Source organism: Pseudoxanthomonas sp. PXM01 (genome assembly GCF_014851815.1).
In the GTDB taxonomy this organism is placed as follows: domain Bacteria; phylum Pseudomonadota; class Gammaproteobacteria; order Xanthomonadales; family Xanthomonadaceae; genus Pseudoxanthomonas_A.
This window is the reverse complement of sequence record NZ_JACVAJ010000003.1, coordinates 479978-502812: the sequence shown is the minus strand read 5'-3', so window position 1 is coordinate 502812 and position 22835 is coordinate 479978. Positions and strand designations below refer to the sequence as shown.

General features: G+C 68.4%; 22 protein-coding genes. 11 read left to right on the top strand and 11 right to left on the bottom strand.

Translation table 11 applies throughout. The features are described from left to right. Positions 1-148: 148 nt before the first annotated feature. Entirely contained in the window at positions 149-1006 is an 858-nt protein-coding gene (gene speE, locus IB230_RS18890; protein WP_192274401.1) for a polyamine aminopropyltransferase, read from the top strand. Positions 1007-1078: 72 nt separating this feature from the next. Here the strand turns inward: speE and IB230_RS18885 are convergent, their stop codons facing one another. Further along, on the bottom strand, positions 1079-1645 hold the full coding sequence (locus IB230_RS18885; protein ID WP_343227368.1) for an HNH endonuclease: 567 nt from the start codon (positions 1643-1645) through the stop codon (positions 1079-1081). Between the two features lie 3 nt (positions 1646-1648). Then, positions 1649-1987 carry a P-II family nitrogen regulator gene (locus IB230_RS18880; RefSeq protein ID WP_192274400.1) on the bottom strand — a complete coding sequence of 113 codons (339 nt, stop codon included), beginning with the start codon at positions 1985-1987 and terminating at the stop codon, positions 1649-1651. A 189-nt stretch (positions 1988-2176) separates the two neighbouring features. On the opposite strand from IB230_RS18880, the gene IB230_RS18875 reads away from it, so the two are divergent. The 3 genes from IB230_RS18875 to IB230_RS18865 all read left to right on the top strand — a co-directional run bounded on the left by IB230_RS18875 (position 2177) and on the right by IB230_RS18865 (position 6123). Continuing rightward, positions 2177-2440 carry an accessory factor UbiK family protein gene (locus IB230_RS18875; RefSeq protein ID WP_192274399.1) on the top strand — a complete coding sequence of 88 codons (264 nt, stop codon included), beginning with the start codon at positions 2177-2179 and terminating at the stop codon, positions 2438-2440. A 10-nt stretch (positions 2441-2450) separates the two neighbouring features. Then, entirely contained in the window at positions 2451-3956 is a 1506-nt protein-coding gene (locus tag IB230_RS18870) for a YifB family Mg chelatase-like AAA ATPase (RefSeq protein WP_192274398.1), read from the top strand. Between the two features lie 106 nt (positions 3957-4062). Beyond that, positions 4063-6123, top strand: coding sequence for a S9 family peptidase (locus IB230_RS18865; protein ID WP_192274397.1), 2061 nt, complete (start codon positions 4063-4065; stop codon positions 6121-6123). 65 nt (positions 6124-6188) lie between these two features. Here the strand turns inward: IB230_RS18865 and IB230_RS18860 are convergent, their stop codons facing one another. From IB230_RS18860 to aceB, 4 genes are all read right to left on the bottom strand, one after another. Continuing rightward, the gene (locus IB230_RS18860; RefSeq protein WP_192274396.1) at positions 6189-6665 is read right to left on the bottom strand and encodes a hypothetical protein; all 477 of its coding nucleotides are present in this window, start codon (positions 6663-6665) and stop codon (positions 6189-6191) included. A 56-nt stretch (positions 6666-6721) separates the two neighbouring features. Next, positions 6722-7189, bottom strand: a complete 468-nt coding sequence (locus tag IB230_RS18855; RefSeq protein ID WP_192274395.1) for a hypothetical protein — start codon at positions 7187-7189, stop codon at positions 6722-6724. A 113-nt stretch (positions 7190-7302) separates the two neighbouring features. Further along, the gene (gene aceA, locus IB230_RS18850; protein ID WP_192274394.1) at positions 7303-8637 is read right to left on the bottom strand and encodes an isocitrate lyase; all 1335 of its coding nucleotides are present in this window, start codon (positions 8635-8637) and stop codon (positions 7303-7305) included. Positions 8638-8681: 44 nt separating this feature from the next. Then, positions 8682-10328 (bottom strand): malate synthase A, encoded by a 1647-nt coding sequence (gene aceB, locus IB230_RS18845; RefSeq protein ID WP_192274393.1) that lies wholly within the window; start codon positions 10326-10328, stop codon positions 8682-8684. Positions 10329-10489: 161 nt separating this feature from the next. On the opposite strand from aceB, the gene IB230_RS18840 reads away from it, so the two are divergent. The 3 genes from IB230_RS18840 (at position 10490) to IB230_RS18830 (ending at position 12552) form a co-directional block, all read left to right on the top strand. Further along, positions 10490-11407 (top strand): LysR family transcriptional regulator, encoded by a 918-nt coding sequence (locus IB230_RS18840; protein WP_192274392.1) that lies wholly within the window; start codon positions 10490-10492, stop codon positions 11405-11407. A gap of 12 nt (positions 11408-11419) precedes the next feature. Beyond that, complete coding sequence (locus tag IB230_RS18835) at positions 11420-12130, top strand: AraC family transcriptional regulator (protein ID WP_192274391.1); 711 nt, start codon at positions 11420-11422, stop codon at positions 12128-12130. Positions 12131-12201: 71 nt separating this feature from the next. Next, positions 12202-12552: a VOC family protein gene (locus IB230_RS18830; RefSeq protein WP_192274390.1), complete on the top strand. Its 351-nt coding sequence runs from the start codon at positions 12202-12204 to the stop codon at positions 12550-12552. On the opposite strand, the gene IB230_RS18825 is transcribed toward IB230_RS18830, so the two are convergent. Then, on the bottom strand, positions 12553-13548 hold the full coding sequence (locus IB230_RS18825) for a hypothetical protein (RefSeq protein WP_225589663.1): 996 nt from the start codon (positions 13546-13548) through the stop codon (positions 12553-12555). A gap of 85 nt (positions 13549-13633) precedes the next feature. Beyond that, positions 13634-13912 carry a hypothetical protein gene (locus IB230_RS18820; protein WP_192274389.1) on the bottom strand — a complete coding sequence of 93 codons (279 nt, stop codon included), beginning with the start codon at positions 13910-13912 and terminating at the stop codon, positions 13634-13636. A 158-nt stretch (positions 13913-14070) separates the two neighbouring features. Here IB230_RS18820 and IB230_RS18815 point away from each other — a divergent pair, with 158 nt between their 5' ends. Both IB230_RS18815 and IB230_RS18810 read left to right on the top strand, forming a co-directional pair. Next, positions 14071-14889, top strand: a complete 819-nt coding sequence (locus IB230_RS18815) for a CHAD domain-containing protein (RefSeq protein ID WP_192274388.1) — start codon at positions 14071-14073, stop codon at positions 14887-14889. A gap of 199 nt (positions 14890-15088) precedes the next feature. After that, a complete protein-coding gene (locus IB230_RS18810; RefSeq protein WP_192274387.1) occupies positions 15089-17782 on the top strand; it encodes an EAL domain-containing protein in 2694 nt (897 codons plus the stop codon). Positions 17783-17788: 6 nt separating this feature from the next. On the opposite strand, the gene IB230_RS18805 is transcribed toward IB230_RS18810, so the two are convergent. After that, entirely contained in the window at positions 17789-18904 is a 1116-nt protein-coding gene (locus IB230_RS18805; protein ID WP_192274386.1) for an alpha/beta hydrolase, read from the bottom strand. A gap of 198 nt (positions 18905-19102) precedes the next feature. Between IB230_RS18805 and IB230_RS18800 the strand changes: the two genes are divergently transcribed. Further along, positions 19103-20668 (top strand): tetratricopeptide repeat protein, encoded by a 1566-nt coding sequence (locus tag IB230_RS18800; RefSeq protein WP_192274385.1) that lies wholly within the window; start codon positions 19103-19105, stop codon positions 20666-20668. Between the two features lie 117 nt (positions 20669-20785). On the opposite strand, the gene IB230_RS18795 is transcribed toward IB230_RS18800, so the two are convergent. Next, on the bottom strand, positions 20786-21175 hold the full coding sequence (locus tag IB230_RS18795; RefSeq protein WP_192274384.1) for a DUF1801 domain-containing protein: 390 nt from the start codon (positions 21173-21175) through the stop codon (positions 20786-20788). Positions 21176-21344: 169 nt separating this feature from the next. On the opposite strand from IB230_RS18795, the gene adhP reads away from it, so the two are divergent. After that, positions 21345-22373, top strand: coding sequence for an alcohol dehydrogenase AdhP (gene adhP / locus IB230_RS18790; RefSeq protein WP_192274383.1), 1029 nt, complete (start codon positions 21345-21347; stop codon positions 22371-22373). A 21-nt stretch (positions 22374-22394) separates the two neighbouring features. Here adhP and IB230_RS18785 read toward each other — a convergent pair whose 3' ends face one another. Beyond that, entirely contained in the window at positions 22395-22793 is a 399-nt protein-coding gene (locus IB230_RS18785) for a hypothetical protein (RefSeq protein ID WP_192274382.1), read from the bottom strand. Between the last annotated feature and the right edge of the window lie 42 nt (positions 22794-22835).

Below are 22835 nucleotides of genomic sequence, written 5' to 3'. Positions count from 1 at the left end.
CGGGAGAGGGGTTGGGGTGAGGGTTCGGCGAAGTCCCGATCACGCGGACATCGCTGCACTCACCGCACCCTCATCCGGCGCTACGCGCCACCTTCTCCCGACGGGAGAAGGGAACAGACTCCATCCTCCATCCGCAGGACATCGCCCCATGACCGCCAACGACACCTGGTTCATCGAACACTTCTCGCACACCGGCTCGGCCATCGGCTTCCGCACCACCGGCAAGCTGGACGAGGTGCAGTCGCCGTTCCAGAAGATCGAGATCTACGACAGCACCGACTGGGGCAAGCTGATGGTGATCGACGGCGCGATGATGCTGACCACGCGCGACAACTTCTTCTACCACGAGATGATCAGCCACCCGGTGCTGTTCACCCACGCCGCGCCGAAGCGCGTGGTGATCATCGGCGGTGGCGACTGCGGCACGCTGCGTGAGGTGCTCAAGCACCCGGGCCTGGAGAAGGCCACGCAGTGTGACATCGACGAGCAGGTCACCCGCATGGCGGAGAAGTACTTCCCCGAGCTGTGCGAGTCGAACGGCGATCCGCGCGCCGAGCTGCTGTTCGACGACGGCGTCGCCTACATGGCGAACTGCGAGCCGGGCAGCGTGGACGTGGTCATCGTCGACTCGACCGATCCGGTCGGTCCGGCGGAAGGCCTGTTCAACAAGGCGTTCTTCGAGAGCTGCTACCGCGCGCTGAAGCCGGACGGCCTGCTGGTGCAGCAGTCCGAGTCGCCGCTGGCGCTGCTGGACCTGATCAAGGACATGCGCGCGGAGATGGGCAAGGCCGGCTTCCAGTCGTTCAAGACGCTGCCGTTCCCGCAGCCGTGCTATCCGACCGGCTGGTGGAGCGTGACCATCGCCAGCAAGGCGGCGGGCGCCGACTTCGCGTTCCGCCAGGCAGACGCCGCGGCCAAGCCGTTCGACACGCTGTACTACACCGCGCACCTGCATACGGGCGTGCTGGTGGCACCGCCATTCGTGGCAAAGGCACTGGGCGAATAAGCACGCTGTGATCCGAGCTGAAGAAGCCCCGCATTGCGGGGCTTTTTCATTCTGTCGATCACACGGGCGGCTTTAGCGCCGTACTGCTTGGCTGGCGAGCGACAGGAATCCGGAAGCGAGAGCTTGCGCGTTCGCCAAATGGGTCACCGTAGTTTCCAAGTGGCGCAGGTAAAGCGCCCATTGTTCCCTCCCAAGCAAGTCCGCGTAGTCGATCTTGGTGGGTGTGCGCCAGCCTTCAAAGGCCTGGAGTCTCGAAATCCGTACATCGAGGTCCACTATTCCGCGGCGCGATGGCGACCGTACGGCGGCGCCGAGCATCCATGTCCTCCAGTGCTTGTTGCCCTTGGACTGATTGCACTTGCCGCAGGAAGGAACGAGATTGGCAATTTCCGTGATGTAACCGGTCGGCTGTCTGTTCAGCACCGTCGGCCGGAAATGATCCCATTCGGTCTTGGCATCACCACAGTATGCGCAGCGGCACAACCCCGGCGACATGCCAAGGATCGCGAGCGCTTCGTCCACCTCGTCGTCCGTCGGTGGCACGGCAGGCGTGATCGCCTGGAAGAAGGCAGCCGTGATGCTCGACGTACGTCCGCTGATCCGGCCACGCGTCAGCGGGAGATTGAAGTCTGGGTGCACGGTCTAGAGCGCGTCGGCGTCCAGTTCACCGGTGCGGATCCGCACCACGCGCTCGAGGTCGTAGACGAACACCTTGCCGTCGCCGATCTTGCCGGTGCCGGCGGCCTTCACGATGGCCTCGACCACCTGTTCGACCTGGTCGTTGGTCACCGCGACTTCCAGCTTCACCTTCGGCAGGAAATCCACCACGTACTCCGCGCCGCGATACAGCTCGGTGTGCCCCTTCTGCCGGCCGAAGCCCTTCACCTCGGTGACGGTGATGCCGGCAATGCCGGCCTCCGACAACGCCTCACGCACGTCGTCCAGCTTGAACGGCTTGATGATGGCCATGACCATTTTCATGCAGGGTCCTCCCATGGATGCTGCCCGCAGGATAGCGTGCCGAAGCCGCGCGCGGTTGCGGCCGCGGCCCGTCTCGCGGTTCAATGATCGCCTCGCCGCCCGGATATTTCCGACAGCGCTACGCAGCGAACGCCGATGGCGCGCATGCCCGCCCGCCCCGCAAGCTCGGTGCACTGCCGGAGAACACACATGATCGACCTCAACCACATCGACGACCTCGCCCGCCGCCTCAGCCAGCTGGTGCCGCCCGGCCTGCGCGACTCGCAGGAGGAACTGCAGCAGACCTTCAAGTCCGCACTGCAGGCAGGTCTGGCGAAGCTGGACCTGGTGACCCGCGAGGAATTCGACGTGCAGCAGGCCGTGCTGCTGCGCACGCGCGAGAAACTCGAAGCCCTTGAGCGCACGGTCGCCACGCTGGAAACCCAGCTGGCCGACAAGTCCGCCCAGTCCTGACCCCGCCGCCATGAGTCTGGCCCTGGTGAACAGCCGGGCACGGGCGGGCGTGTCCGCGCCCCCGGTCCGCGTGGAAGTGCATCTGTCCGGCGGCTTGCCATCCACCCAGATCGTCGGCCTGCCGGAAGCGGCCGTGCGCGAGGCGCGGGACCGCGTGCGTGCCGCCATCCTGTGCGCGCAGTTCGAATTCCCGACCCGCCGCATCACCGTCAACCTCGCGCCTGCGGACCTGCCCAAGGATGGCGGCCGCTTCGATCTGCCCATCGCGCTGGGCATCCTCGCCGCCAGCGGACAGATCCGTCGCGAAGCGCTGGCCGAGTACGAGTTCCTTGGCGAGCTCAGCCTGACCGGCGAACTGCGTGCCGTGGATGGCGTGCTGCCGGCGGCGCTGGCCGTGGCGGCGGCCGGCCGTACCCTGGTGGTGCCCGAGCCCAGCGGCCCGGAAGCCGCGCTGGCCCGCCAGGGGCAGGCCTTCACCGGACGCACGCTGCTGGAGGTCTGCGCGCTGCTGGAAGGGCGGAAACACCTGCCACCCGCGGTCGCACCGCCGCCGCTACCGTCCTCGATCCCCGACATGGCCGACGTGCGCGGGCAGGCCCATGCCCGCCGTGCGCTGGAAGTGGCCGCGGCCGGCGGCCATCACCTCCTGCTGGTGGGATCGCCCGGCTGCGGCAAAACACTGCTGGCCTCGCGGCTGCCGGGCCTGCTGCCCGATGCCACCGATACCGAAGCGATGGAGAGCGCCGCCATCGCCTCGGTCAGCGGGCGCGGCCTCGATCCGGCGCGCTGGCGCCAGCGTCCGTATCGCGCGCCGCACCACACGGCGAGCGCGGTGGCACTGGTCGGCGGCGGCGCGCAGCCACGGCCCGGCGAAATCTCGCTTGCCCACAATGGCGTGCTCTTCATGGACGAACTGCCCGAATGGTCGCGGGCCGCCCTGGAAGTGCTGCGCGAGCCCCTGGAATCGGGCACCGTGACCGTGTCGCGCGCCGCGAGGACGGCGGAGTTCCCCGCACGCTTCCAGCTCGTCGCCGCGATGAACCCGTGTCCGTGCGGCTGGGCTGGCGACTCCAGCGGGCGCTGCCGTTGCGGCGCCGATGGGGTGCGGCGCTACCGGAGCCGGCTGTCGGGGCCACTGCTGGACCGCATCGACCTGCACGTACACGTACCGCGCCTGCCGCCGCACGAACTGCGCCCCGACGCACCGGACGGCGAAAGCACCCTGTCCATACGGGCGCGCGTGCTCGCCGCACGTGCACGGCAGCATGCGCGCACCGGCCGACCCAACGCACGCATGGGCCAGGCCGAGACGATGGCGCACTGCCGGCTGGCGGCGCGCGACCAGGCGCTGCTCGAACGCGCGGTCGAACGCCTGCAACTGTCCGCGCGCAGCCTGCATCGCATCCTTCGGGTCGCGCGGACGATCGCCGACCTGGCGGACAGCGACACCATTGCCACGCCCCATCTGACCGAAGCACTGGGATATCGCGGACTGGATCGCGGCAGCGCGGCGTGACCTCTGGCCACCGCAGGCGAAGGCGGGCTGTGGTCTACTCGGGTCACACATCGCGCCGGCAGGCGTCCTGCCTGCTGCCACCCTCTCGCCACCCAGGAGTCCGCCCATGCGCCACACCGCATTCCGCCTCACGTTGCTAGCCTCGACCGTCGCCGTCGCGCTCGCTGCGCAGGCCGCGCCGTCCGCCGCCGACCGCATCGCCGGTACCGAACTGATTCCCCGCGAAGCCCTGTTCGGCAATCCCGAGCGGGCCAACGTGCAGATCAGCCCGGATGGCAAGTACCTGAGCTGGGTCGCCGCCGTCGATGGCGTGCTCAACGTCTGGGTCGCTCCCGCCGACAACCCCGTACAGGCGAAGGCCGTCACGCAGGACAAGGCACGTGGCATCCGCAGTTATTTCTGGTCGTACAACCCCGACACCCTGCTGTACCTGCGCGACAGCGGCGGCGACGAGGATTTCCACCTGTACGCGGTGGACCTGAAGACCGGTCAGGCGAAGGACCTGACGCCGTTCCCGAAGACCACGGCCCAGGTGGCCGGCGTCAGCCCGAAACATCCCGGCACGATCCTGGTCGGCATGAACGACCGCGACACCAAGTGGCACGACGTCTACAAGGTCGACCTGGCCAGCGGGCAGCGCACGCTGCTCGAAAAGAACGAATCCCAGATCGGCGGCTACATCGCCGATGCCGACTACCAGTTGCGTTACGCCACGCGCTCGCGCCCGGATGGCGGCGCCGACGTGCTGAAGCGCAGCGGGTCCGGCGGCTGGGAGAAGGTCGAGGACATTCCGTTCGAGGATGGACTGACCACCAGTCCCGGCGGATTGACGCTCGACGGCAAGACGCTCTACTTCACCGATTCGCGCGGCCGCAACACTGCCGCCCTGTTCGCGGTGGATGTCGCCAGCGGCAAGCGCACGCTGGTGCTGGAGGATGCCCGGGCCGATGTCGGGGGCACGCTGTCCGATCCGGCCACCGGCAAGGTGCAGGCGGTTTCGGTGGACTACCTGCGCGACGAATGGAAGGTGGTCGATCCATCGATCCGGGCCGATCTGGAGAAGCTCGAGGCGATCGGCCCAGGCGACGTGTCGGTCAACACGCGCACGCAGGACGACAAGACCTGGATCGTCGCGTACTCGGCCGCCGAAGCGCCGCTGGTGTACTACCGTTACGACCGTCCCGCCGGCACGCTGACCAAGCTGTTCTCGGCGCGTCCGAAACTCGAAGGCAAGCCGTTGGTGCCGCAGTGGCCGGTGGAAATCACTTCGCGCGACGACAAGACGCTGGTCAGCTACCTGACCCTGCCGCGCAGTGCCGACGCCGACAACGACGGCAAGGCCGACGCGCCGGTGCCGCTGGTGCTGCTGGTGCATGGAGGTCCATGGGCGCGCGATTCCTACGGCTACGGCGGCTACAACCAGTGGCTGGCCAATCGCGGCTATGCGGTGCTGTCGGTCAACTTCCGCGGCTCCACCGGCTTCGGCAAGGATTTCACCAATGCCGGCAACGGCGAGTGGGCCGGCAAGATGCATGACGACCTGATCGACGCCGTGCAGTGGGCGGTCAAGCAGGGCATCACCACGGAGGACAAGGTCGCGATCATGGGCGGCAGCTACGGCGGCTACGCCACGCTGACCGGCCTGACGTTCACGCCGGACACGTTCGCCTGCGGCGTCGACATCGTTGGCCCGTCCAATCTCAACACCCTGCTCAGCACGGTGCCGCCGTACTGGGCCAGCTTCTTCGAGCAACTGGCCAGGCGCATGGGCGACCCGCGCACCGAGGCCGGCAAGAAGTGGCTGACCGAACGCTCGCCGCTGACCCGCGCCGACCAGATCAAGAAGCCGCTGCTGATCGGCCAGGGTGCGAACGATCCACGCGTGAAGCAGGATGAAAGCGACCAGATCGTCAAGGCGATGACGGCCAAGCGCATCCCGGTGACGTACGTGCTGTTCCCCGATGAAGGCCATGGCTTCGCTCGCCCCGAAAACAACAAGGCGTTCAACGCGGTCACGGAGGGCTTCCTCGCCCAATGCCTGGGGGGGCGCGCCGAGCAGATCGGCAACGACCTGACGGGCTCCAGCATCAGCGTGCCGACCGGCGCCGACGGCGTCCTCGGCCTGTCCGAGGCGCTGAAGCGCCACACGCAGGAAGTGAAGAAGTAGGCAGAACTGCTACAGCGTCCCGACCCGCAGGGCGTGCCCTGAGGGTCGGGACGGCGTGATCCGCGTCAGGGACCGAGCTTCTCCGGCTCCCTGCAGGTCTGGCCACAGGCCGGCCGTTCTTCCATCAGCTTCTCCGCGGCCTGCCGAGCCTCGCGCAACTCGGCGACGGTGCGGCACACCCGCGTGGGCCGGTGGCTGCCCACCTGCTTGATGCGCTCGCAGACCAGTCGCTCGTCTTCGGCGCGGGTGATGGTGGCGTTGATGGCTTCCAGCGTGTTGATCGCCGACATCCTGTCGTCCATCGACAACTCATCGAGCGACTGCCGGCCCTTCGTCAGCGCAAGGAACCGGTCCTGCTTGGCGACCAGCGCCTCGCGCTCCGCCGCACCAAGATCCTTGAAGCGCCCCTGTCCGGCGAGCGCCTCCTGGCGCAACTGCACCTGCTGCGCATGGATCTCGGACAGTGCGCCGGTCGTGCGCGCAGTGGCCGACAGCGTGCCCGGCAGGCACAGCGAGAGAACGATGACGAGTCGAACCAGCATGGCGATCTCCGTGGACATCCGACGGCGGAACCACGACGCGCCCGGCGCGCCGGGGATCAGTTGCTCCTGCAGCCCGCGCCGCACATGACCTTCTGCTCCATGGTCTTCTCGGCTTCTTCGCGCTCTTTCCGCCGCTCGGCGACGGTTTTGCAGATGCGCGTCGGACGGTTGCTGCCGACCAGCTTCACGCGCTCGCAGACGAGGCGCTCGTCTTCGGCACGGGTGATCGCGGCCTTGATCCACTCCAGCGTGTTGATCGCCGTGGTCTGGTCGTCGCGCGCCAGGTCGCCCAGCGCGTTCTTGCCTTCGATCAGGGTGATCAGTTCGTTCTGCTTCTTGATCAGCGCCTGGCGATCGGGCTCGCTGATGTCCTTGAACGGACCCGCCTTGTCCATCGCCTGCTGGCGGTAGGAGATCTGCTCCTGGCGGATCTCGCCCAGGTCGGCTGTGGTGTTGCCATTGGCGGATGCGGCGGCCGAGGCCCCGAGCATCCATGCCGTGAAGAGAATGACGCCTGCGCGCATGCCAACCGCTCCCTGCCTGTCGTGGATGTAATGGAACTTACCCACGGCCGGGTCGCGTGTCGAGTGCCGCCCGTCCGCCGGGGGCGGCGGTCCGTCGCCCCCGGCAGGGTCCGTCAGGCGGCCTTTTCCTTCTCGTAGAACTGCTCTTCCTCGGTCGATCCCTTCAGCGCGGTGACGCTGGAGCTGCCGCCCTGGATGACGGTGGTGACGTCGTCGAAGTAGCCGGCGCCCACTTCCTGCTGATGGGAGACGAAGGTGTAGCCCTTCTCGCGCGCGGCGAATTCCTTCTCCTGCACCTGTTCGACGTAGTGCTTCATGCCTTCGCCACGCGCGTAGTCGTGGGCGAACTGGAAGCTGTTGAACCAGTTGATGTGGATGCCGGCCAGCGTGATGAACTGGAACTTGTAGCCCAGCGCCGACAGGTCATCCTGGAAGCGTGCGATCTGCGCGTCGTCCAGGTTCTTCTTCCAGTTGAAGCTGGGCGAGCAGTTGTAGGAGAGCAGCTTGCCCGGGTGCTTGGCGTGCACGGCCTGGGCGAACTCGCGGGCGAAGCCGATGTCCGGCGTGCCGGTTTCGCACCACACCAGGTCGGCGTACGGCGCATAGGCGACGCCGCGGCTGATCGCCTGCTCCAGGCCGTTCTTCACGCGGTAGAAGCCTTCTGCGGTGCGCTGGCCTGTAACGAACGGCTGGTCGTTGGCGTCGAAGTCGGAGGTCAGCAGGTTGGCGGCTTCCGCATCGGTGCGGGCCAGCACGATGGTCGACACGCCCAGCACGTCGGCCGCCAGGCGCGCGGCCTGCAGCTTCTGCACGGCTTCCTGCGTCGGCACCAGCACCTTGCCCCCCATGTGGCCGCACTTCTTCACCGCGGCCAGTTGGTCCTCGAAGTGCACGCCCGCGGCACCGGCGACGATCATGTTCTTCATCAGCTCGTAGGCGTTCAGCACGCCACCGAAGCCGGCCTCGCCGTCGGCGACGATCGGCAGGAAGAAGTCGATCGCATCCTTCTCGTCGGCCTTGCCGTCGCAGATGTTCTTCCACTGGATTTCGTCGGCGCGCTGGAAGGTGTTGTTGATGCGGCGGACCATGGTCGGCACCGAGTCGTAGGCGTACAGCGACTGGTCGGGATACATGGTCTCGGAGGTGTTGCCGTCGGCGGCGACCTGCCAGCCGGACAGGTAGACGGCTTCCAGGCCGGCCTTGGCCTGCTGCATCGCCTGACCCGCGCTGATCGCACCGAAGGCGTTGACGTAACCCTTCTTCGCGCTGCCGTTGACGAGATCCCACAGGCGCTCGGCGCCGCGGCGGGCCAGCGTGTACTCGGGCTGCACGGTACCGCGCAGGCGGACGACGTCGGCGGCGGCATAGTCGCGCTTCACGCCGGTCCAGCGCGGATTGCGGTCCCAGTCTTGCTGGATGGCGTCGATCTGCTGTTGCTTGGTGCTCATGGCGGGCTCTCTTTCGTCGTGCGGACGTCGTGGGTGGGGGCGGATCAGTCGATGCAGTCGTACGCGGGCAGGGTCAGGAAGTCGGCCAGGTCGTCGGCGCGGCTCAGGTGGTCGAGCAGGGCGATGGCCTCGGAGATGCGCTCGCCGCCGGGCAGCCGGCTGTGGTCGCCCAGCTTCGCGGGCAATGCGGCCAGCGTGCGCTGCAGCAGCGCGTAGTCGATCTGGGTGCCGTCGCACAGGTGCACGTCCGGCGTGTGCAGCCATTGCCAGATCTGCGTGCGTGAGATCTCGGCGGTGGCGGCGTCTTCCATCAGCCAGTGGATCGGCACGCAGCCGTTGCCGTCCAGCCATGCGGCCAGGTAGCGCACGCACACCTCCACGTTGCCTTCGAAGCCGGCGCGCGTGATGGTGCCGGTGGACGGGCGGATCAGGTCGTCGCGGGTCACCGCCACGTCCTCGCGCAGCACGCCGCGCTGGTTGGTCTGCGGCATGTGCTCGTCGAAGATCGCCTTCGCCACCGGGATCAGCGCCGGGTGCGCGACCCAGGTGCCGTCGTGGCCGGCGCTGACTTCGCGCAGCTTGTCGGCGCGCACGCGGGCCAGCGCCTGTTCGTTGGCGCCTTCGTCGTTGTTGATCGGGATCTGCGCGGCCATGCCGCCCATCGCATGTGCGCCGCGGCGATGGCAGGTCTGGATCAGCAGTTCCGAGTAGGCCTTCAGGAACGGCTGCGTCATCGTCACCTGGCCGCGCTCGGGCAGCACCTTGTCGGCGTGGCGGCGGAAGGTTTTCAGGTAGGAAAAAATGTAGTCCCAGCGGCCGCAGTTCAGACCGACGATGCGGTCGCGCAGCGCATGCAGGATCTCGTGCATCTCGAACACCGCCGGCAGCGTCTCGATCAGCACGGTGACCTTCATCTGGCCGTGCGGCAGGCCCAGCGCGGCTTCGATGTGCGACAGCGCGGTCTCCCACAGCGCGGCCTCTTCCATGCTCTGCAGCTTGGGCAGGTAGAAGTACGGGCCACGATCCTTCGCCTGCAGCGCGCGGGCGTTGTGCCAGGCGAACACGGCGACGTCGAACAGGCCGCCGGCGATCGGTGCGCCGTCGATCAGCACGTGCTTCTCGTCCAGATGCCAGCCGCGCGGGCGCACCAGCAGCACCGCCTGCTCGTCCTGCGGCTTCAGCGCGTAGTGCTTGCCGGCGCTTCCATCGAGCGCGGGGGCCGTGAACTGCAGGTCGCCGCGCACGGCGTCGGTCAGCGCGCGCTGGCCGGTCAGCAGGTTCTGCCAGGTCGGCGAGGTCGAATCCTCGAAGTCGGCCATGAACACCCTGGCGCCCGAGTTCAGCGCGTTGATGACCATCTTCGGGTCGACCGGCCCGGTGATCTCGACGCGGCGGTCCTGCAGCGCGTTCGGCACCGGCGCCACGGTCCAGTCGCCCTCGCGGATCGCGCGGGTGTCGTCACGGAAGTCCGGCAGGCCGCCGGCGTCGAAGAAGGCCTGGCGCTCGCGGCGGGCCCGCAGCCGGGCCTGGCGCTCGGGTTCGATCGCGCGATGCAGCGAGACCAGCAGCGCCAGCACGCCAGGAGGCAGCAGGGTGTCCTGGCCGGCCAGACTGGCCGTCAGGGCGATGCCGGGGGTGGGACGGTCGGCGCGGGGATCGCGGGTCGGCAGGGCGAAAGCGGGGGCGGACATGGGGCTCTCCTGGCGTCGTGCTGGAGGCGCACAGTGCTCCCGATCCGAATTATTTGACAAAACAGTTTTGTCAATGCACTAAATAAGCTGAGCTAATATTTGGCTAGAACGTGAGCTCTAAAGAGGCCCCAACCCCGCGATTTCCCTACAAATCCGACCGGATGAAGCCCTTGCGGGCCTTCTGCCAGACGGTCCGGCTGGGGTCGGTTTCGCGTGCGGCGGAGGCGCTTTTCGTCAGCCAGCCGGCCATCACCCTGCAATTGCAGGCCCTGGAACGGGACCTGGGGGTGACCCTCTTCGAGCGCAGCGGCCGCCGGTTGACGCCCAGCCGCGAGGGCCAGGTGCTGTACGAACTGGCTCAGCCACTGGTGGCGGGCCTGGACGGGCTGGACGCGACCTTCCGCGAAAAGGTCAGCGGACTGGAAGCCGGCGAGCTGAACGTGGCCGCCAACAGCTCCACCATCCTCTACCTGCTGCCGAAGATCGTGGAACACTTCCGCCAGCAGCACCCGGACGTGAAGCTGACCCTGCACAACGCCGCCACCGCCGACGGCACCGACCTGCTGCGCTCGGATGCGGTGGACCTGGCGGTGGGCTCGGTGCTCGACGTGCCGGCCGACCTCAGCTACGCGCCGGTCTACCGCTTCGAGCCGATGCTGATCACGCCACCCGACCATCCGCTGGCGAAGAAGCGCGACCTGCGCCTGGAGGACCTGTCGCCGTACGGCCTGATCCTGCCGCCGAAGCGGCTGATCACCTACCGGCTGGTGGACCTGGTATTCCAGCAGGCGCGCGTGCCGTACACGGTCGCACTGGAAGTCGGCGGCTGGGAGGTCATCAAGCAGTACGTCAGCATGGGCATGGGCATCTCGATCATCGCCTCGATCTGCCTGAGCGACAGCGACCGCGACCGCCTGGTCGCACGCTCGCTGGCGCAGTGGTTTCCCTCACGCAGCTATGGCGTGGTGGTGCGCAAGGGCAAGTTCCTGTCGCCGCAGGCGCGCGCCTTCATCGAACTGATCCAGCCGCATCTGTTCGAACGCCGCGAGTACGATGAGAGCGGGCATTCCGAGCGCTGACGCGATACGCCGATGAGCGGCCGTTACCGACAACACGACTTCGCATCGGGTCAGTCGCTGCTCTGCCACTGGGAGTATGTGCAGGGCAGTCAGGCGACACCTGCCCTCGTGTTGCCGGACGCCTGCGTCGATCTGCTCTGGGACGGTGACCGGCTTAGCGTCGCCGGACCCGATACGCAGGCCCAGTACGCGCGGCTCGCGCCAGACAGTCGATTGCAGGGCCTGCGCTTCGCGCCCACGGTGGCCGCGCGCTGGCTGGGTACGCCGCTGCACGTGCTGGCCAACCACCGTATCGAGCTGCGTGATCTCGGCATTCCGCGGCTCACCGCGCTTGCCGACCGGATGGACGAGCACGGACCCCAAGCGATGGCGTGGCTGGCCGGGCGGATCTTTGCCGAAGCGCCGACGCACGACGACGCCATGCGGGCCGTGCACGCACACCTGTCGGATGCGCGCCCGTTATCGATCGCGCAACTTGCCGGCGAACTCGGATTGACCGAGCGCACGCTGCTGCGACGCTGTGACGACGCGTTCGGCTACGGACCGAAAACGCTGGCGCGCATCCTGCGCCTGCAGCGCTTCCTGCACGCGCAGCGGAGCACACCCACCCTGCTGGAAGCCGCACTGGACGCGGGCTACTACGACGCCGCGCAGCTGGCAGGAGAGGCGCGACGCCTGACCGGACTGACCCCGACACAACTGGTCCTCCAGGTCGCAGGCTGACTGTCGGATTTCGCCAAGACAGCAGCGCGCGCACTGCCGCAGACTGGCGGCCTCTTCCACGGATACCTGCCATGAGCGCCGCCGAACACCATCACCGCATCGACTATCTCGAATTCACCGTCGCTTCCATCGCCGCGTCGAAGACGTTCTACGGCGACGCGTTCGGCTGGACGTTCCAGGACTACGGCCCGGACTACTGCGAATTCCGCGACGGCCGCCTGACCGGCGGCTTCGCGCATGGCACGCCCACGCCCGGTGGCGCGTTGGTGGTGCTGTATTCCACCGCGCTGGAGGACAGCCTGGCGCAGGTGGAGAAGGCGGGTGCACGCATCACAAAGCCGACCTTCGCGTTTCCCGGCGGGCGCCGCTTCCAGTTCGCCGATCCCGACGGCTACGAACTGGCGGTCTGGTCCACCACCTGATCAGCGCGCGTCGTAGCGCGTCAACAGGGCGCGGTGGCCCGACTGCCACTGCGCCAGCTCGCCCGCCGGCCCACCGAACGTGGTGTCGATGAAGGCCAGCGACAGCGATTCCGTCGCCTGCTTGACCTGCTCGCTGACCTCGCGCGAATCGAAGTAGCGATGGTCGGTGAACACGTTGTGGGTGCCATGGCGGTACACCGCCAGCACCTTGTGCGCGCCACCGATGGCGTCGAACACCTTCAGGCGGTCTTCCACGCCGGAACCGAAGCCCGGGATGCGAATGATGTCGTCGGCGGTGGTGACGTGCAGCGTGGGAATGTTGATGCCGGCCAGGATCGGGCGGAAGTCGTCGTCGCCATAGAACGGCGGCGCGGAGATGACGATGGCCGCGCTGAAGCGCGGATCGTGCAGGTCGATCGTCTTCCCGTCGCGCACCACCCGCGCGCCCGCCGCCATCAACGTGGTGTTGGCGCCGTACGAGTGACCCGCGGCGACGATGCGTGCGCGATCGACGTGCGCGCCCCACTCGCCGGCCAGCACCTGGTCGAGGGCGAACCGCTGGTCGCGCACGCGCGCGACGGCCTCGGTATCGCTGGCAGCCTGCTGGAAGCGCGACACCAGCCCGAACGGATTGCCCTGCCACAGCGCACGGTCGCTGCCGACGTGCTGCACGTGGATGCTGGCGATGCCGTGCTTCGCCCAGTAGCGGCCCAGGTAGGTGTAACCGTCCCGCGCGCTGCCGATGCCGTGCGAGAACACCACCAGCGGCACCTTGCCGGTGCGCGCCGCGTCCGGCCAGAACAGCTTCACCGGCACCGCGCGACCCCGCGCGGGATCGACCCAGTCCAGGTCCTGCACACGGTAGCCGGCACGCAGGTCGATGCCGGCATCGCTGCGCACGGGCACGTGCGACGACGCCACCAGCATGGGCGCCAGCAGCGACAGGGACAGCAGGACCACCACGCGGTGGCGACGGAGGAAAGCGGCGACGTTCATCGACAACACATCCGGGACAGGGAAACCGCACGCGCCGGGGCGCATGCACGCGACGACTCGGGTTCGCCGCGGGGCGCGGCGCTTGCTACTTCTTCTTGGGCCGTCCGGCCTTCACCGGCGCCAGCGCATCCAGCGCCTTCGCCAGCGCCTGCGGCGACAGCACGGACAGCGCCTGCAGGCCGGCGCGCAGCAGCTCGCTTTTCTTCGCCGGGCGCTGCACCTGCAGTGCGCGGCGCTTCAGCACATCGACCAGGGCGAAATCGTCGGCCGGCATGGTGAAGCTGTCGCGGACCAGCTTCGCCGGCGCAGCGCCTGCCGCCACGTCGGCGCCACCGGTTTCGCGCGTCTTGCGGGACTTGGCCACGGCACGCCCTTAAATCGTATAAACAATTTATACCTTTTCCAGAACGCGTCGCCAAGTCCCGGTCGCGGCCGATGAGCGGCGCGCATTCAGGCGGCACGGCAGGCCGACGGCGCGGCGGGCAGGATCTAGACTGTCGACCTCCCGTCGAGGTGGCCCCCATGCGCCCACGCACCGACGCTTCCCCTACCGGCCAACGCGCCGCCGCGCTCGCGGCTGGCGACGCGCGGTCGCTGGCGGCGGCGCTGGCGATCGCGCCTGCCGACCCGGCGGGTGTCCACGAGGCGCGCAAAAGTGTCCGCCGCCTGCGTTCCCTGCTGGCGCTGGGCCGGCGCACGCTGGGCAAGGACGCGGTCGACGCGATCGACCATGAACTGCGCGTGCTGGCCCGCGACCTGTCCGCGCTCCGCGATGGGCAGGTGGTGTACGACACGGCCCGGCAGCTGGCCGCCGACACCACGGATGCCGACGAGCACGCCACCTGGCACGCGTTGCTGCCACTGCTGGCCGAACGCCATCGGCAGCGGCTCGCCGACGTACTCGGCGAGGATCCCGGCTTCGTGCGTCGGCAGGCACAGGCGCACCGGCAAGCCGAACAGTTGCAGCGGCTGCCCTGGCACCGGCTCCACGGCCGCGACCTGCGACAGGCGCTTGCGCGGTCGATGCAGCGGCAAATGCGCGCCCAGGCGACCGCGCTGGCGTCGGGCAGCGTCGATGACCTGCACGCGTGGCGGCGCCGATCGCGCCGGCTGCGCATGCAGCTGACCGCGCTGCGCAAGCTGCACGTGCGCCCGCACCTGGGTGGTCAAGCCACCCTCCATCTGCGACAGGTCTCCAGGCTGGTGGACCAGTTGGGTGTCCTGCAGGACCTGGCGTTGCTGTCGGACGCACTGGACGCCCTGGAACATGCCCGCCGGAAGCCTCGCCCCACCGACCTCCGTCGCGCCAGGACGCCCTCGCCCATCCAGCCGCTGGCGTAGGCCACCCGCGTCAAGAACGCCACCCCGGGGCCGATAGTGACCCATACGGTCGCTCCGACCGGTGTCCGGGACCCTCGGGCGCCGCGGCGAGGCCGCAGATCCGGTGTTCCGGCACGCGGCCGGTCTGGCACGAAGCCTGCATCCCCTTGGGGTCGGCTTCCGTCGGATCGCCCTCCCCTCACGCAGGATCAAGGCCCAGGTGGATTCCACCCCCGCCCCTCCCGGCGACGCCCCGGCGTCATCGGCCCCACCCTCCCGCCGCGCCGGCCTGCCGCCGCTGGCGTGGGCGACGGCCGTGCTGTTGCTGGGTCTCGCCTGCACTGCGATCGTGGCCCATCGCGAATGGCGCGACCTGCAGCAGCGCGCGGACGATGCGCGCCACGCCTTGGCCGATGCCGGCGCCAGCCAGTTGCGCGTGCCGCTGGAACAGGCCGCCTCGATGCTGCGCGCCATGCAGACGGTGTACCTGGCCAACGACCAGATGGACCAGGCGCGCTTCAGCCAGTACCACGCCAGCCTGCGCAGTCCGCTCGCCACCGGCGCGTACACCTCGGTGGCGTTCGCACGGCGTTCGCCCGTCGACGAGCCGCTGGCGGATCACGTGTCGTACCGCTACGAATTCGTCGCCCCCTACCAGGCGAACGCATCGTTGATCGGCTTCGACATGGTGGGCCAGAAGGCCAACCTGGCCGCGCTGCTGCGCGCCCGCGATACCGACACGGTAGTGATCTCGGCGCCGTTCGCCCTGCGCCAGAGCACGCCCGCCGGCCAGAATCCGCTTGGCGTGACGCTGCGCCTGCCTGTCTATTCCGTCGGTCCCACGCCCGCGACACCGAACCAGCGCCGCGCACGCGAAATCGGTGCACTGGCCATCGGCATCCGCCTGCAGCCGCTGGTGGAAACCGCGATGGCCGGCGCGGTGCTGGACGGCTTCCGGGTGCGCCTGTACGACGCGACCGCCGGCGCGCACCCGTTCTACGACTCCGCCACGGCCATCGCCACCGGTCTGCCGGTGCAGCAGCGGCGGCTCGATTTCGGCGGCCGGCAATGGCGCATCGAGATGCAACCGCGTCCGCAGCCGCTGGATGTGGGTCGCCTCCAGGCCATCCTGGCCGGCGGGGGCGTGATCAGCCTGCTGCTGGCCGCGCTGGCCTGGTCGTTGGCCACCACGCGGAGACGCGCGGTCGCGCTGGGCGAACAGATGAGCCGGCGCTACCGCGAAAGCGAACTGCGCTTCCGCGCACTCAACGAACTGCTGCCCGCACTGGTGCTGCTGGCGGACGCCCGCGAAGGCAGGATCGCCTACGCCAACCAGGCGGCGCGCCTGCGCCTCGGCGATCCCACCGGTCTGCCACTGGCGACCCTGTTCTCCGATCCGCAACTGCAGGCGCGCGCCCGCGATGCCGTCGCCGTCGGCAACGACTGGGGCAACCTGGAGGCGGTGCTGCTGAGTCCCGGCGGCGGCGCATTCTGGGCGAGCGCCTCCGTCGCACAGGTCGATGTGGACGGCGCACCGCACCTGCTGATGGTGGCGACCGACATCTCCGAACAGCGCGAACTGACCGAGCGGCTGAGTTACCAGGCCACCCACGACGCACTGACCGAGTTGTGCAACCGGCGCGAGTTCGAGCGCCGCGTCGAGGAGGCCCTCGACGAACGCAGAGGGCGCGCGGTATGCGACCCCTGCGCGCTGCTGTACATCGACCTGGACCAGTTCAAGCTGATCAACGACGTGTCCGGCCACATGGCCGGCGACCAGTTGCTCGCGCAGCTCGCGCTGGCGATGCGCCAGCAACTGCGTGGCGGCGACGTGCTCGCGCGGCTGGGTGGCGACGAGTTCGGCCTGATGGCCTTCCATGTGGATGCCGAAGGCGCGCGTGCGCTCGCCGAACGCCTGCGCGAGCGCATCGAAGCGCTGATGTTCGTCTGGCAGGACCGCACCTATACCGTCAGCGCGAGCATCGGTGTAGTGGTGGTCGACCAGCAGGAGCCGACGCTGAAGGACTTGCTGGCCTGGGCGGACACCGCCTGCTACCTGGCCAAGGAGAACGGCCGCAACCGCGTGCACATGTACCGCGAGGACAACGAGACCACGCGTCGGCACGGCGAAATGGAATGGGCCAACCGCCTGCGCTGGGCGATGGAACAGGACCGCCTGCTGCTGGACTACCAGGAGATCGTGCCGCTCGACGGTCGCGACACCGCCACCAGCCTCGAACTGCTGCTGCGGCTGCGCGACGAGGACGGCGGCATCGTGCTGCCGGGCGCCTTCCTGCCCGCCGCCGAGCGCTACGGCCTGATGCCGGCGATCGACCGCTGGGTGATCCGCAACGCACTCGCCCACTTCGGCGAGCTGCACCACGCGGGCATGCGCCTGGGCACCTGCGCGATCAACCTGTCCGGCGCCAGCATCGAGGACGAGGGCCTGGCCGACTTCATCCTCGCCCGCATCACCGAATACGCGGTCCCGCCGCACGCGCTGTGCTTCGAGATCACCGAGACCGTCGCCGTGCGCAACCTGCTGAAGGTGGTGGGCGTGATCGAGCGCCTGCGCCGCGTCGGCTGCCGCATCGCGCTGGACGATTTCGGCGCCGGCATGTCGTCCTTCGGTTACCTGAAGAACCTGCCGGCGGACCTGATCAAGATCGACGGCAGCTTCATCCGCGATCTCGAGACCGACCCCATGAGCCGCACCATCGTCAGCGCCATCGCGCAGATCGGCCACCAGCGCGGCCTGAAGGTCGTGGCCGAGTGGGTGGCCAGCCCGAAGATCTGCGACGCGCTGCGTTCGCTGGGCGTGGACTACGGCCAGGGCTACGCGCTGCACCGCCCCGAGCGCGTGCTGTTCCAGCGCGAGGAACCGCCGCCGCGCCGCCTCGCCGTGGTGCGCTGAGGCGCTCTACTTCGCCGGTGCGTCGTCGATCGCGCGCGGTCGCACGTGCTCCAACAGGCTGACCAGGGTCTTGCCCGGCTCTTCCCACGGCATCATGTGGGCCGAGTGTTCGAACCAGACGCCCCGCTTGTACGGGGCCTGCACGCGCGCCAGCCAGGCTGCCGTGGGTTCGGACGGCGTGGTGTAGTCGTGCCGGCCCATGAACATCACCACCGGAATCGGAAAGCGCTCCACGCCGGTGAAATCGACCTGCAGGAATTCGTCCAGCAACCGGCCGAGCGAGAACACGCTGCCCGCGTTGATCGCGCAGCGCGCGGCATCGTCGTAGTCGGGCGACAGCCGCGGCCCCTGGTAGAAGTACTTCGAGTCTTCGCGGTACGCGGTGAGTCCGCCGTAGAACTGCGGCCACTTGCGCGCGATGATGATGCGCTCGCGGGTGATCGGCGTGTCGCCGGGATACGGCGCGATGGATTCCATTTCGCGGATGGCCTCGGCGTTGCCCTTCGCCCGCGCGGTGCGCAGGCCGTAGTCGAAGCTCACCTGTTCGTTGGTGCGCACGTTGATCACCTGGCCGATGCCGACGTAGGCGTGGAACAGATCGGGTCGCTGCAGCGCCGCGTGCATCGCCACCACCGTGCCCCAGCTGTGCGCCATCAGCACCAGCTTGCGCTTGTGGTAGCGGGTGCGCAGGTGTTCGGCCAATGCGATGGCGTCGTCCACGTAGCGCTGCACGTGCAGGGTGTCGGCCACGGCGTCCTGCGGATTCAGCACCAGCGTCTTGCCCGCGCCGCGCTGGTCGTAGTTCACCACGGTGAAGTACTCCTCCAGCGGGCGCTGGAACTGCCACAGCGTGGGGATGACCGGCGATGCGGGCCCGCCGTGCACGAACAGCACCATCGGGTTGTCGCGGTCCTGCCCGCGCACGTTCACCCATTGGCGGATGCCGCCGATCTCAACGGCGTACTCCTCCTGCACGCCCTCCGGCGCGACGATGCGCCCCAGGTCGGCGACGATCTCGCGCGCCGGCGCATAGCCCGACCGGTCCGGGCATCTCTCCTGCGCACCCACATGCGCGGGCAACAGGACGGCGGCCAGCATGGCCAACGCGACGACACGCTTCATGGTCACTCCCTGCAGCGGATGTGGCGCCATTGTCGGCGACGTCGCGCCGCGATGCCCCGGCCGATGGTCGTGGCGGATGCGTCGCCGGTCACGCTTCCGCCATGCCCCGGTGGCCATGCCTGCAGGGCGGGGCCGCGGGTGGATTCCTCGCGCCGGCCGCTTGCGGTCTAATGCAGCGGGGACAATCGCGAGGACACGATGAAGGCATGGATGTGGACGGCCTGCCTGCTGGCCGCGTCGCAGGGGCTGTGTGCGCAATCCGCCGCGCCGGTCGACGGGCACGATGCGCACCACCAGCAGCCGCCTGCCGCGATCAGCCTGGGCAAGACGGGTCCGTCGCTGCACGAGAAGCGCAAGCAGGGCGTCGCGCCCGCGTATGCCCGTCAATGGCGCGATGCCATGGCGCTGGGCGACAACGGCGATGCCGCCGACGCGGACCGCGCACTCGCCACGGTGATGGCGCGACCGGAATTCGCCGTGCTGAGCGCGGATGAACAGCGCGCCACGTGGTCGCGTGCCGGGTGGATGGCCATCGCCACCGGCAACATGGAGCACGCAAGGACACTGCTCCGACAGGCGCTGGAGGCGGGTTCGGACAATCTTGATGATTACTATCTCCTCGCCCAGGTCGAAGCCGAACTCGGGCACGCAGATGCAGCGGCGCATTCCCTGACACAGTTGGCAGAGCGCTGGCCCCAACGACTGGACGACCTGGACCCAGCTGCGATCTTCGGGATCGCGCATAAAGCGCCGCAAGCGCACGGGGTCGAGCGACGTCTGCTCGAGGCGTTGTTCGCAAGCGGCTGGACCAATCGCGGTCTGGGTGTCGGTGAACTCTGGTACCAACTGGCATCGCTACGACTGGCAGCGGGCGATACTCAGGGCATCGCTGAAGCGATCCGCCGGAGCGACGCCCCAGAAGCGTTGGTGAGCTTCCTTACAGATCGCCGCTTCGACGCGTGGATCGATCGCCAAGCACCCGGAATGGACGTCGCCTACGTTGCGCACCAGCGCGTGGCGCGGCTGGAAGATCTGGTCGAGCGCCGGCCAGACCTCCTAGAGGCCCGCATGGAGTTGGGCTACGCACTGATGTCCGTGGGTCGTCACGAAGACGTCATCGCGCTGTCGGACCAGACACAGGCGGAGATGCATGCCGCGTCATCCGGCGCAGCGGTGTTTGTGGACATGCAATACACCGTGTGGATCCTCGACAATCGAGCCAGCGCATTGGCCCGGCTGGGCCGCTGGGATGAAGCCATCACCCAGCTCAGGCAAGCCGCGAAGATGGAAGAGCAAGGCCAGTCGATCAATCTAGCCCGCCTGCTCTGCAATCTGGGCAGAACCCGTGAGGCCGCCGACGCCCTGGTACTGCCGGCGAGACCGACCCCCGATGGCAAAAGGCATGCTGCTGCGGTCCGGCATTGCATCGCCGTGCAGGAGGGCGACCGCGCCGCTGCACGTAAGGCATTCGCGGACATCCGTCGATATCGCAATGACTCTACCGTCAGCTGGATCAATGCCCTGCTACGCGCCGGGCGTCAGGAAGAGGCAGCCAGAGTTTTGCGCAATGCGCTTCGCGACGGAGAGCATTGGAGTGCCGCACTGGCGTCGCTGCAAACCTATCGCAGGCGCGCACCACTGCCCGCCGAGCAGGTCGTCATCGACGGCTGGCATGCGCTGGCGCAACGTAAAGACGTGCAGCGTGCGGTAGACAAGGCCGGCAGAATCGAAGCGTTCGATATCTACGAACCGTACAGCGATTGAATTTCGACGACCTCTTGCATGGCGCACAGGCGCAAGACCGTAAGGCGCCTGATGGACGTCGTGATGGCGGACATCCGTTGCATGCCGACGACATTAACCCACGCACCTCGCCCGCGATCAGGCGTGCGCCATCCATTGCCGCAGCAACGACTGTAGCGCGGCAGCGTGCGCATCCACGTCCTGCACGCCGGAGAACGAGCAGGTCGCGCGGTCCGGTCCCAGCCACGTCAGCAGGCCATCCGGATCGGCAATCGCACCGTCCGGCATCGCCTTCTTGCCCGCCCCCAGATGCAGCACCAGCAGCAGGCGGTCCGCGCGCCGCAGCTGCATCGTCGCGAAGTGGCGACCTTCCACATGGAAGCTCGGCGCGTTCCACTTGATGCCTTCGCCGATGCGCGCGTCGGCCGCCAGGATCACCTCGCGCAGACGGCGGATGGCGGCATCCTGCGGATGCGCAAGATCGGCGAGGAACGCGGCAACGTCGGTCGGCTGCGAGCGCGATGCCATGGTGTCCTGCCTGCCGTTCGCGACGCACGCGGGTCCGTGCCGGGCGGACGATACCGCGCGCGACCACGGATGCCCAGCGCGGGCGATGCCACGGATTGATCGGAATCAAGGTGCGTGCCGCGCGATCGACGTAGCGTGGAACGACGCAAGGCAATCACAGGAGCACGGAATGGACAGCACCATGAAAGCCGCCGTCGTGCGGGCGTTCGGCCAACCGCTGGTGATCGAGGAAGTGCCGGTGCCGCGCCCCGCGGCTGGCGACATCCTGGTCAAGATCGAAGCCTGTGGCGTCTGCCACACCGACCTGCATGCCGCCGAAGGCGACTGGCCGGTCAAGCCCAATCCGCCCTTCATCCCCGGTCACGAAGGCGTCGGTCACGTCGTCGCGGTCGGTGCCGGCGTCACCCACGTGAAGGAAGGCGACCGCGTCGGCATCCCGTGGCTGTACTCGGCCTGCGGCTATTGCGAGCACTGCCTTGGCGGCTGGGAAACGCTATGCGAAAGCCAGCAGAACACCGGCTACTCCATCAATGGCGGCTTCGCCGAATATGCGCTCGCCAACGCCGGCTACGTCGGCCACCTGCCGCAGAGCGTCGGTTTCGTCGAGATCGCGCCGATCCTCTGCGCCGGCGTCACCGTCTACAAGGGTCTGAAGGTCACCGACACCCAACCCGGTGACTGGGTGGTGATCTCCGGCATCGGCGGCCTGGGCCACATGGCCGTGCAGTACGCGAAGGCGATGGGCCTGAACGTGGCGGCGGTGGACGTGGACGACAGCAAGCTCGATCTCGCCCGTCGCCTCGGCGCGGCGGTCACCGTCAACGCGAAGACCACCGACCCGGTCGCCTACCTGAAGAAGGAGATCGGCGGCGCGCACGGTGCCCTGGTGACCGCGGTGTCGCCGAAGGCGTTCGAGCAGGCCATCGGCATGGTCCGCCGTGGCGGCACCGTCTCGCTCAATGGCCTGCCGCCGGGGCAGTTCCCGCTCGACATCTTCGGCATGGTGCTCAACGGGATCACCGTGCGCGGTTCCATCGTCGGCACGCGGCTGGACCTGCAGGAATCGCTCGACTTCGCGGCGATGGGCAAGGTGGCCGCCACCGTGGCGACCGACCGGCTGGAGAACATCAACGACGTGTTCGAACGCATGCGGGCCGGTGCGATCGAAGGCCGCATCGTGCTGGACTTCGCCGCCTGACCGCCGTGCCGGCATGAGGCTTCAGTCCCCCGCCGGCGACGCGTCGGCGGGGGATGCCTGCTGCACCGCCATCATCGCCTTCCCGCGGCCGGCCGGCAGCGGCTGGATGCGCAGGCCGCGATGACGGCACAGGTCGATAGCCGGGTACAGCGCGCTGCGGCCATTGGCGAATGCCACCCTCACGTCGTGGATGCATTGCTCGCCGGCGACCTGCACGGTGATGGCACCGCCACCGCCCGGCACATCAGCGTCGTGCAGCAGTTCGTTCCACGCCGTGCCGCCGGCGGGCGTTGCCGCGACCGAGACGACCCGGTCGTGCGCACGGTTGATCAGATCCAGGTAGTGGGTGCGTTCGCCAGCGACAGCGGTGAAGGCGGTCATGGCGGCGGCAAGCAGGGTGATGACGGACAGGCGATGCATGGCGTGATCTCCGGTGGAGGGGGCCACCGGCAACGCGGGATT

Bases quoted from the DNA above. Each gene is read 5' to 3' on its own strand.
- IB230_RS18855 (WP_192274395.1), bottom strand. From the start codon at position 7,189: ATGCGCGCAGGCGTCATTCTCTTCACGGCATGGATGCTCGGGGCCTCG.
- IB230_RS18840 (WP_192274392.1), top strand. From the start codon at position 10,490: ATGAAGCCCTTGCGGGCCTTCTGCCAGACGGTCCGGCTGGGGTCGGTT.
- IB230_RS18795 (WP_192274384.1), bottom strand. From the start codon at position 21,175: ATGGCATCGCGCTCGCAGCCGACCGACGTTGCCGCGTTCCTCGCCGAT.
- IB230_RS18870 (WP_192274398.1), top strand. From the start codon at position 2,451: ATGAGTCTGGCCCTGGTGAACAGCCGGGCACGGGCGGGCGTGTCCGCG.
- IB230_RS18785 (WP_192274382.1), bottom strand. From the start codon at position 22,793: ATGCATCGCCTGTCCGTCATCACCCTGCTTGCCGCCGCCATGACCGCC.
- aceB (WP_192274393.1), bottom strand. From the start codon at position 10,328: ATGTCCGCCCCCGCTTTCGCCCTGCCGACCCGCGATCCCCGCGCCGAC.
- adhP (WP_192274383.1), top strand. From the start codon at position 21,345: ATGGACAGCACCATGAAAGCCGCCGTCGTGCGGGCGTTCGGCCAACCG.
- IB230_RS18815 (WP_192274388.1), top strand. From the start codon at position 14,071: ATGCGCCCACGCACCGACGCTTCCCCTACCGGCCAACGCGCCGCCGCG.
- IB230_RS18860 (WP_192274396.1), bottom strand. From the start codon at position 6,665: ATGCTGGTTCGACTCGTCATCGTTCTCTCGCTGTGCCTGCCGGGCACG.
- aceA (WP_192274394.1), bottom strand. From the start codon at position 8,637: ATGAGCACCAAGCAACAGCAGATCGACGCCATCCAGCAAGACTGGGAC.
- IB230_RS18800 (WP_192274385.1), top strand. From the start codon at position 19,103: ATGAAGGCATGGATGTGGACGGCCTGCCTGCTGGCCGCGTCGCAGGGG.
- speE (WP_192274401.1), top strand. From the start codon at position 149: ATGACCGCCAACGACACCTGGTTCATCGAACACTTCTCGCACACCGGC.
- IB230_RS18880 (WP_192274400.1), bottom strand. From the start codon at position 1,987: ATGAAAATGGTCATGGCCATCATCAAGCCGTTCAAGCTGGACGACGTG.
- IB230_RS18835 (WP_192274391.1), top strand. From the start codon at position 11,420: ATGAGCGGCCGTTACCGACAACACGACTTCGCATCGGGTCAGTCGCTG.
- IB230_RS18825 (WP_225589663.1), bottom strand. From the start codon at position 13,548: ATGAACGTCGCCGCTTTCCTCCGTCGCCACCGCGTGGTGGTCCTGCTG.
- IB230_RS18830 (WP_192274390.1), top strand. From the start codon at position 12,202: ATGAGCGCCGCCGAACACCATCACCGCATCGACTATCTCGAATTCACC.
- IB230_RS18865 (WP_192274397.1), top strand. From the start codon at position 4,063: ATGCGCCACACCGCATTCCGCCTCACGTTGCTAGCCTCGACCGTCGCC.
- IB230_RS18875 (WP_192274399.1), top strand. From the start codon at position 2,177: ATGATCGACCTCAACCACATCGACGACCTCGCCCGCCGCCTCAGCCAG.
- IB230_RS18805 (WP_192274386.1), bottom strand. From the start codon at position 18,904: ATGAAGCGTGTCGTCGCGTTGGCCATGCTGGCCGCCGTCCTGTTGCCC.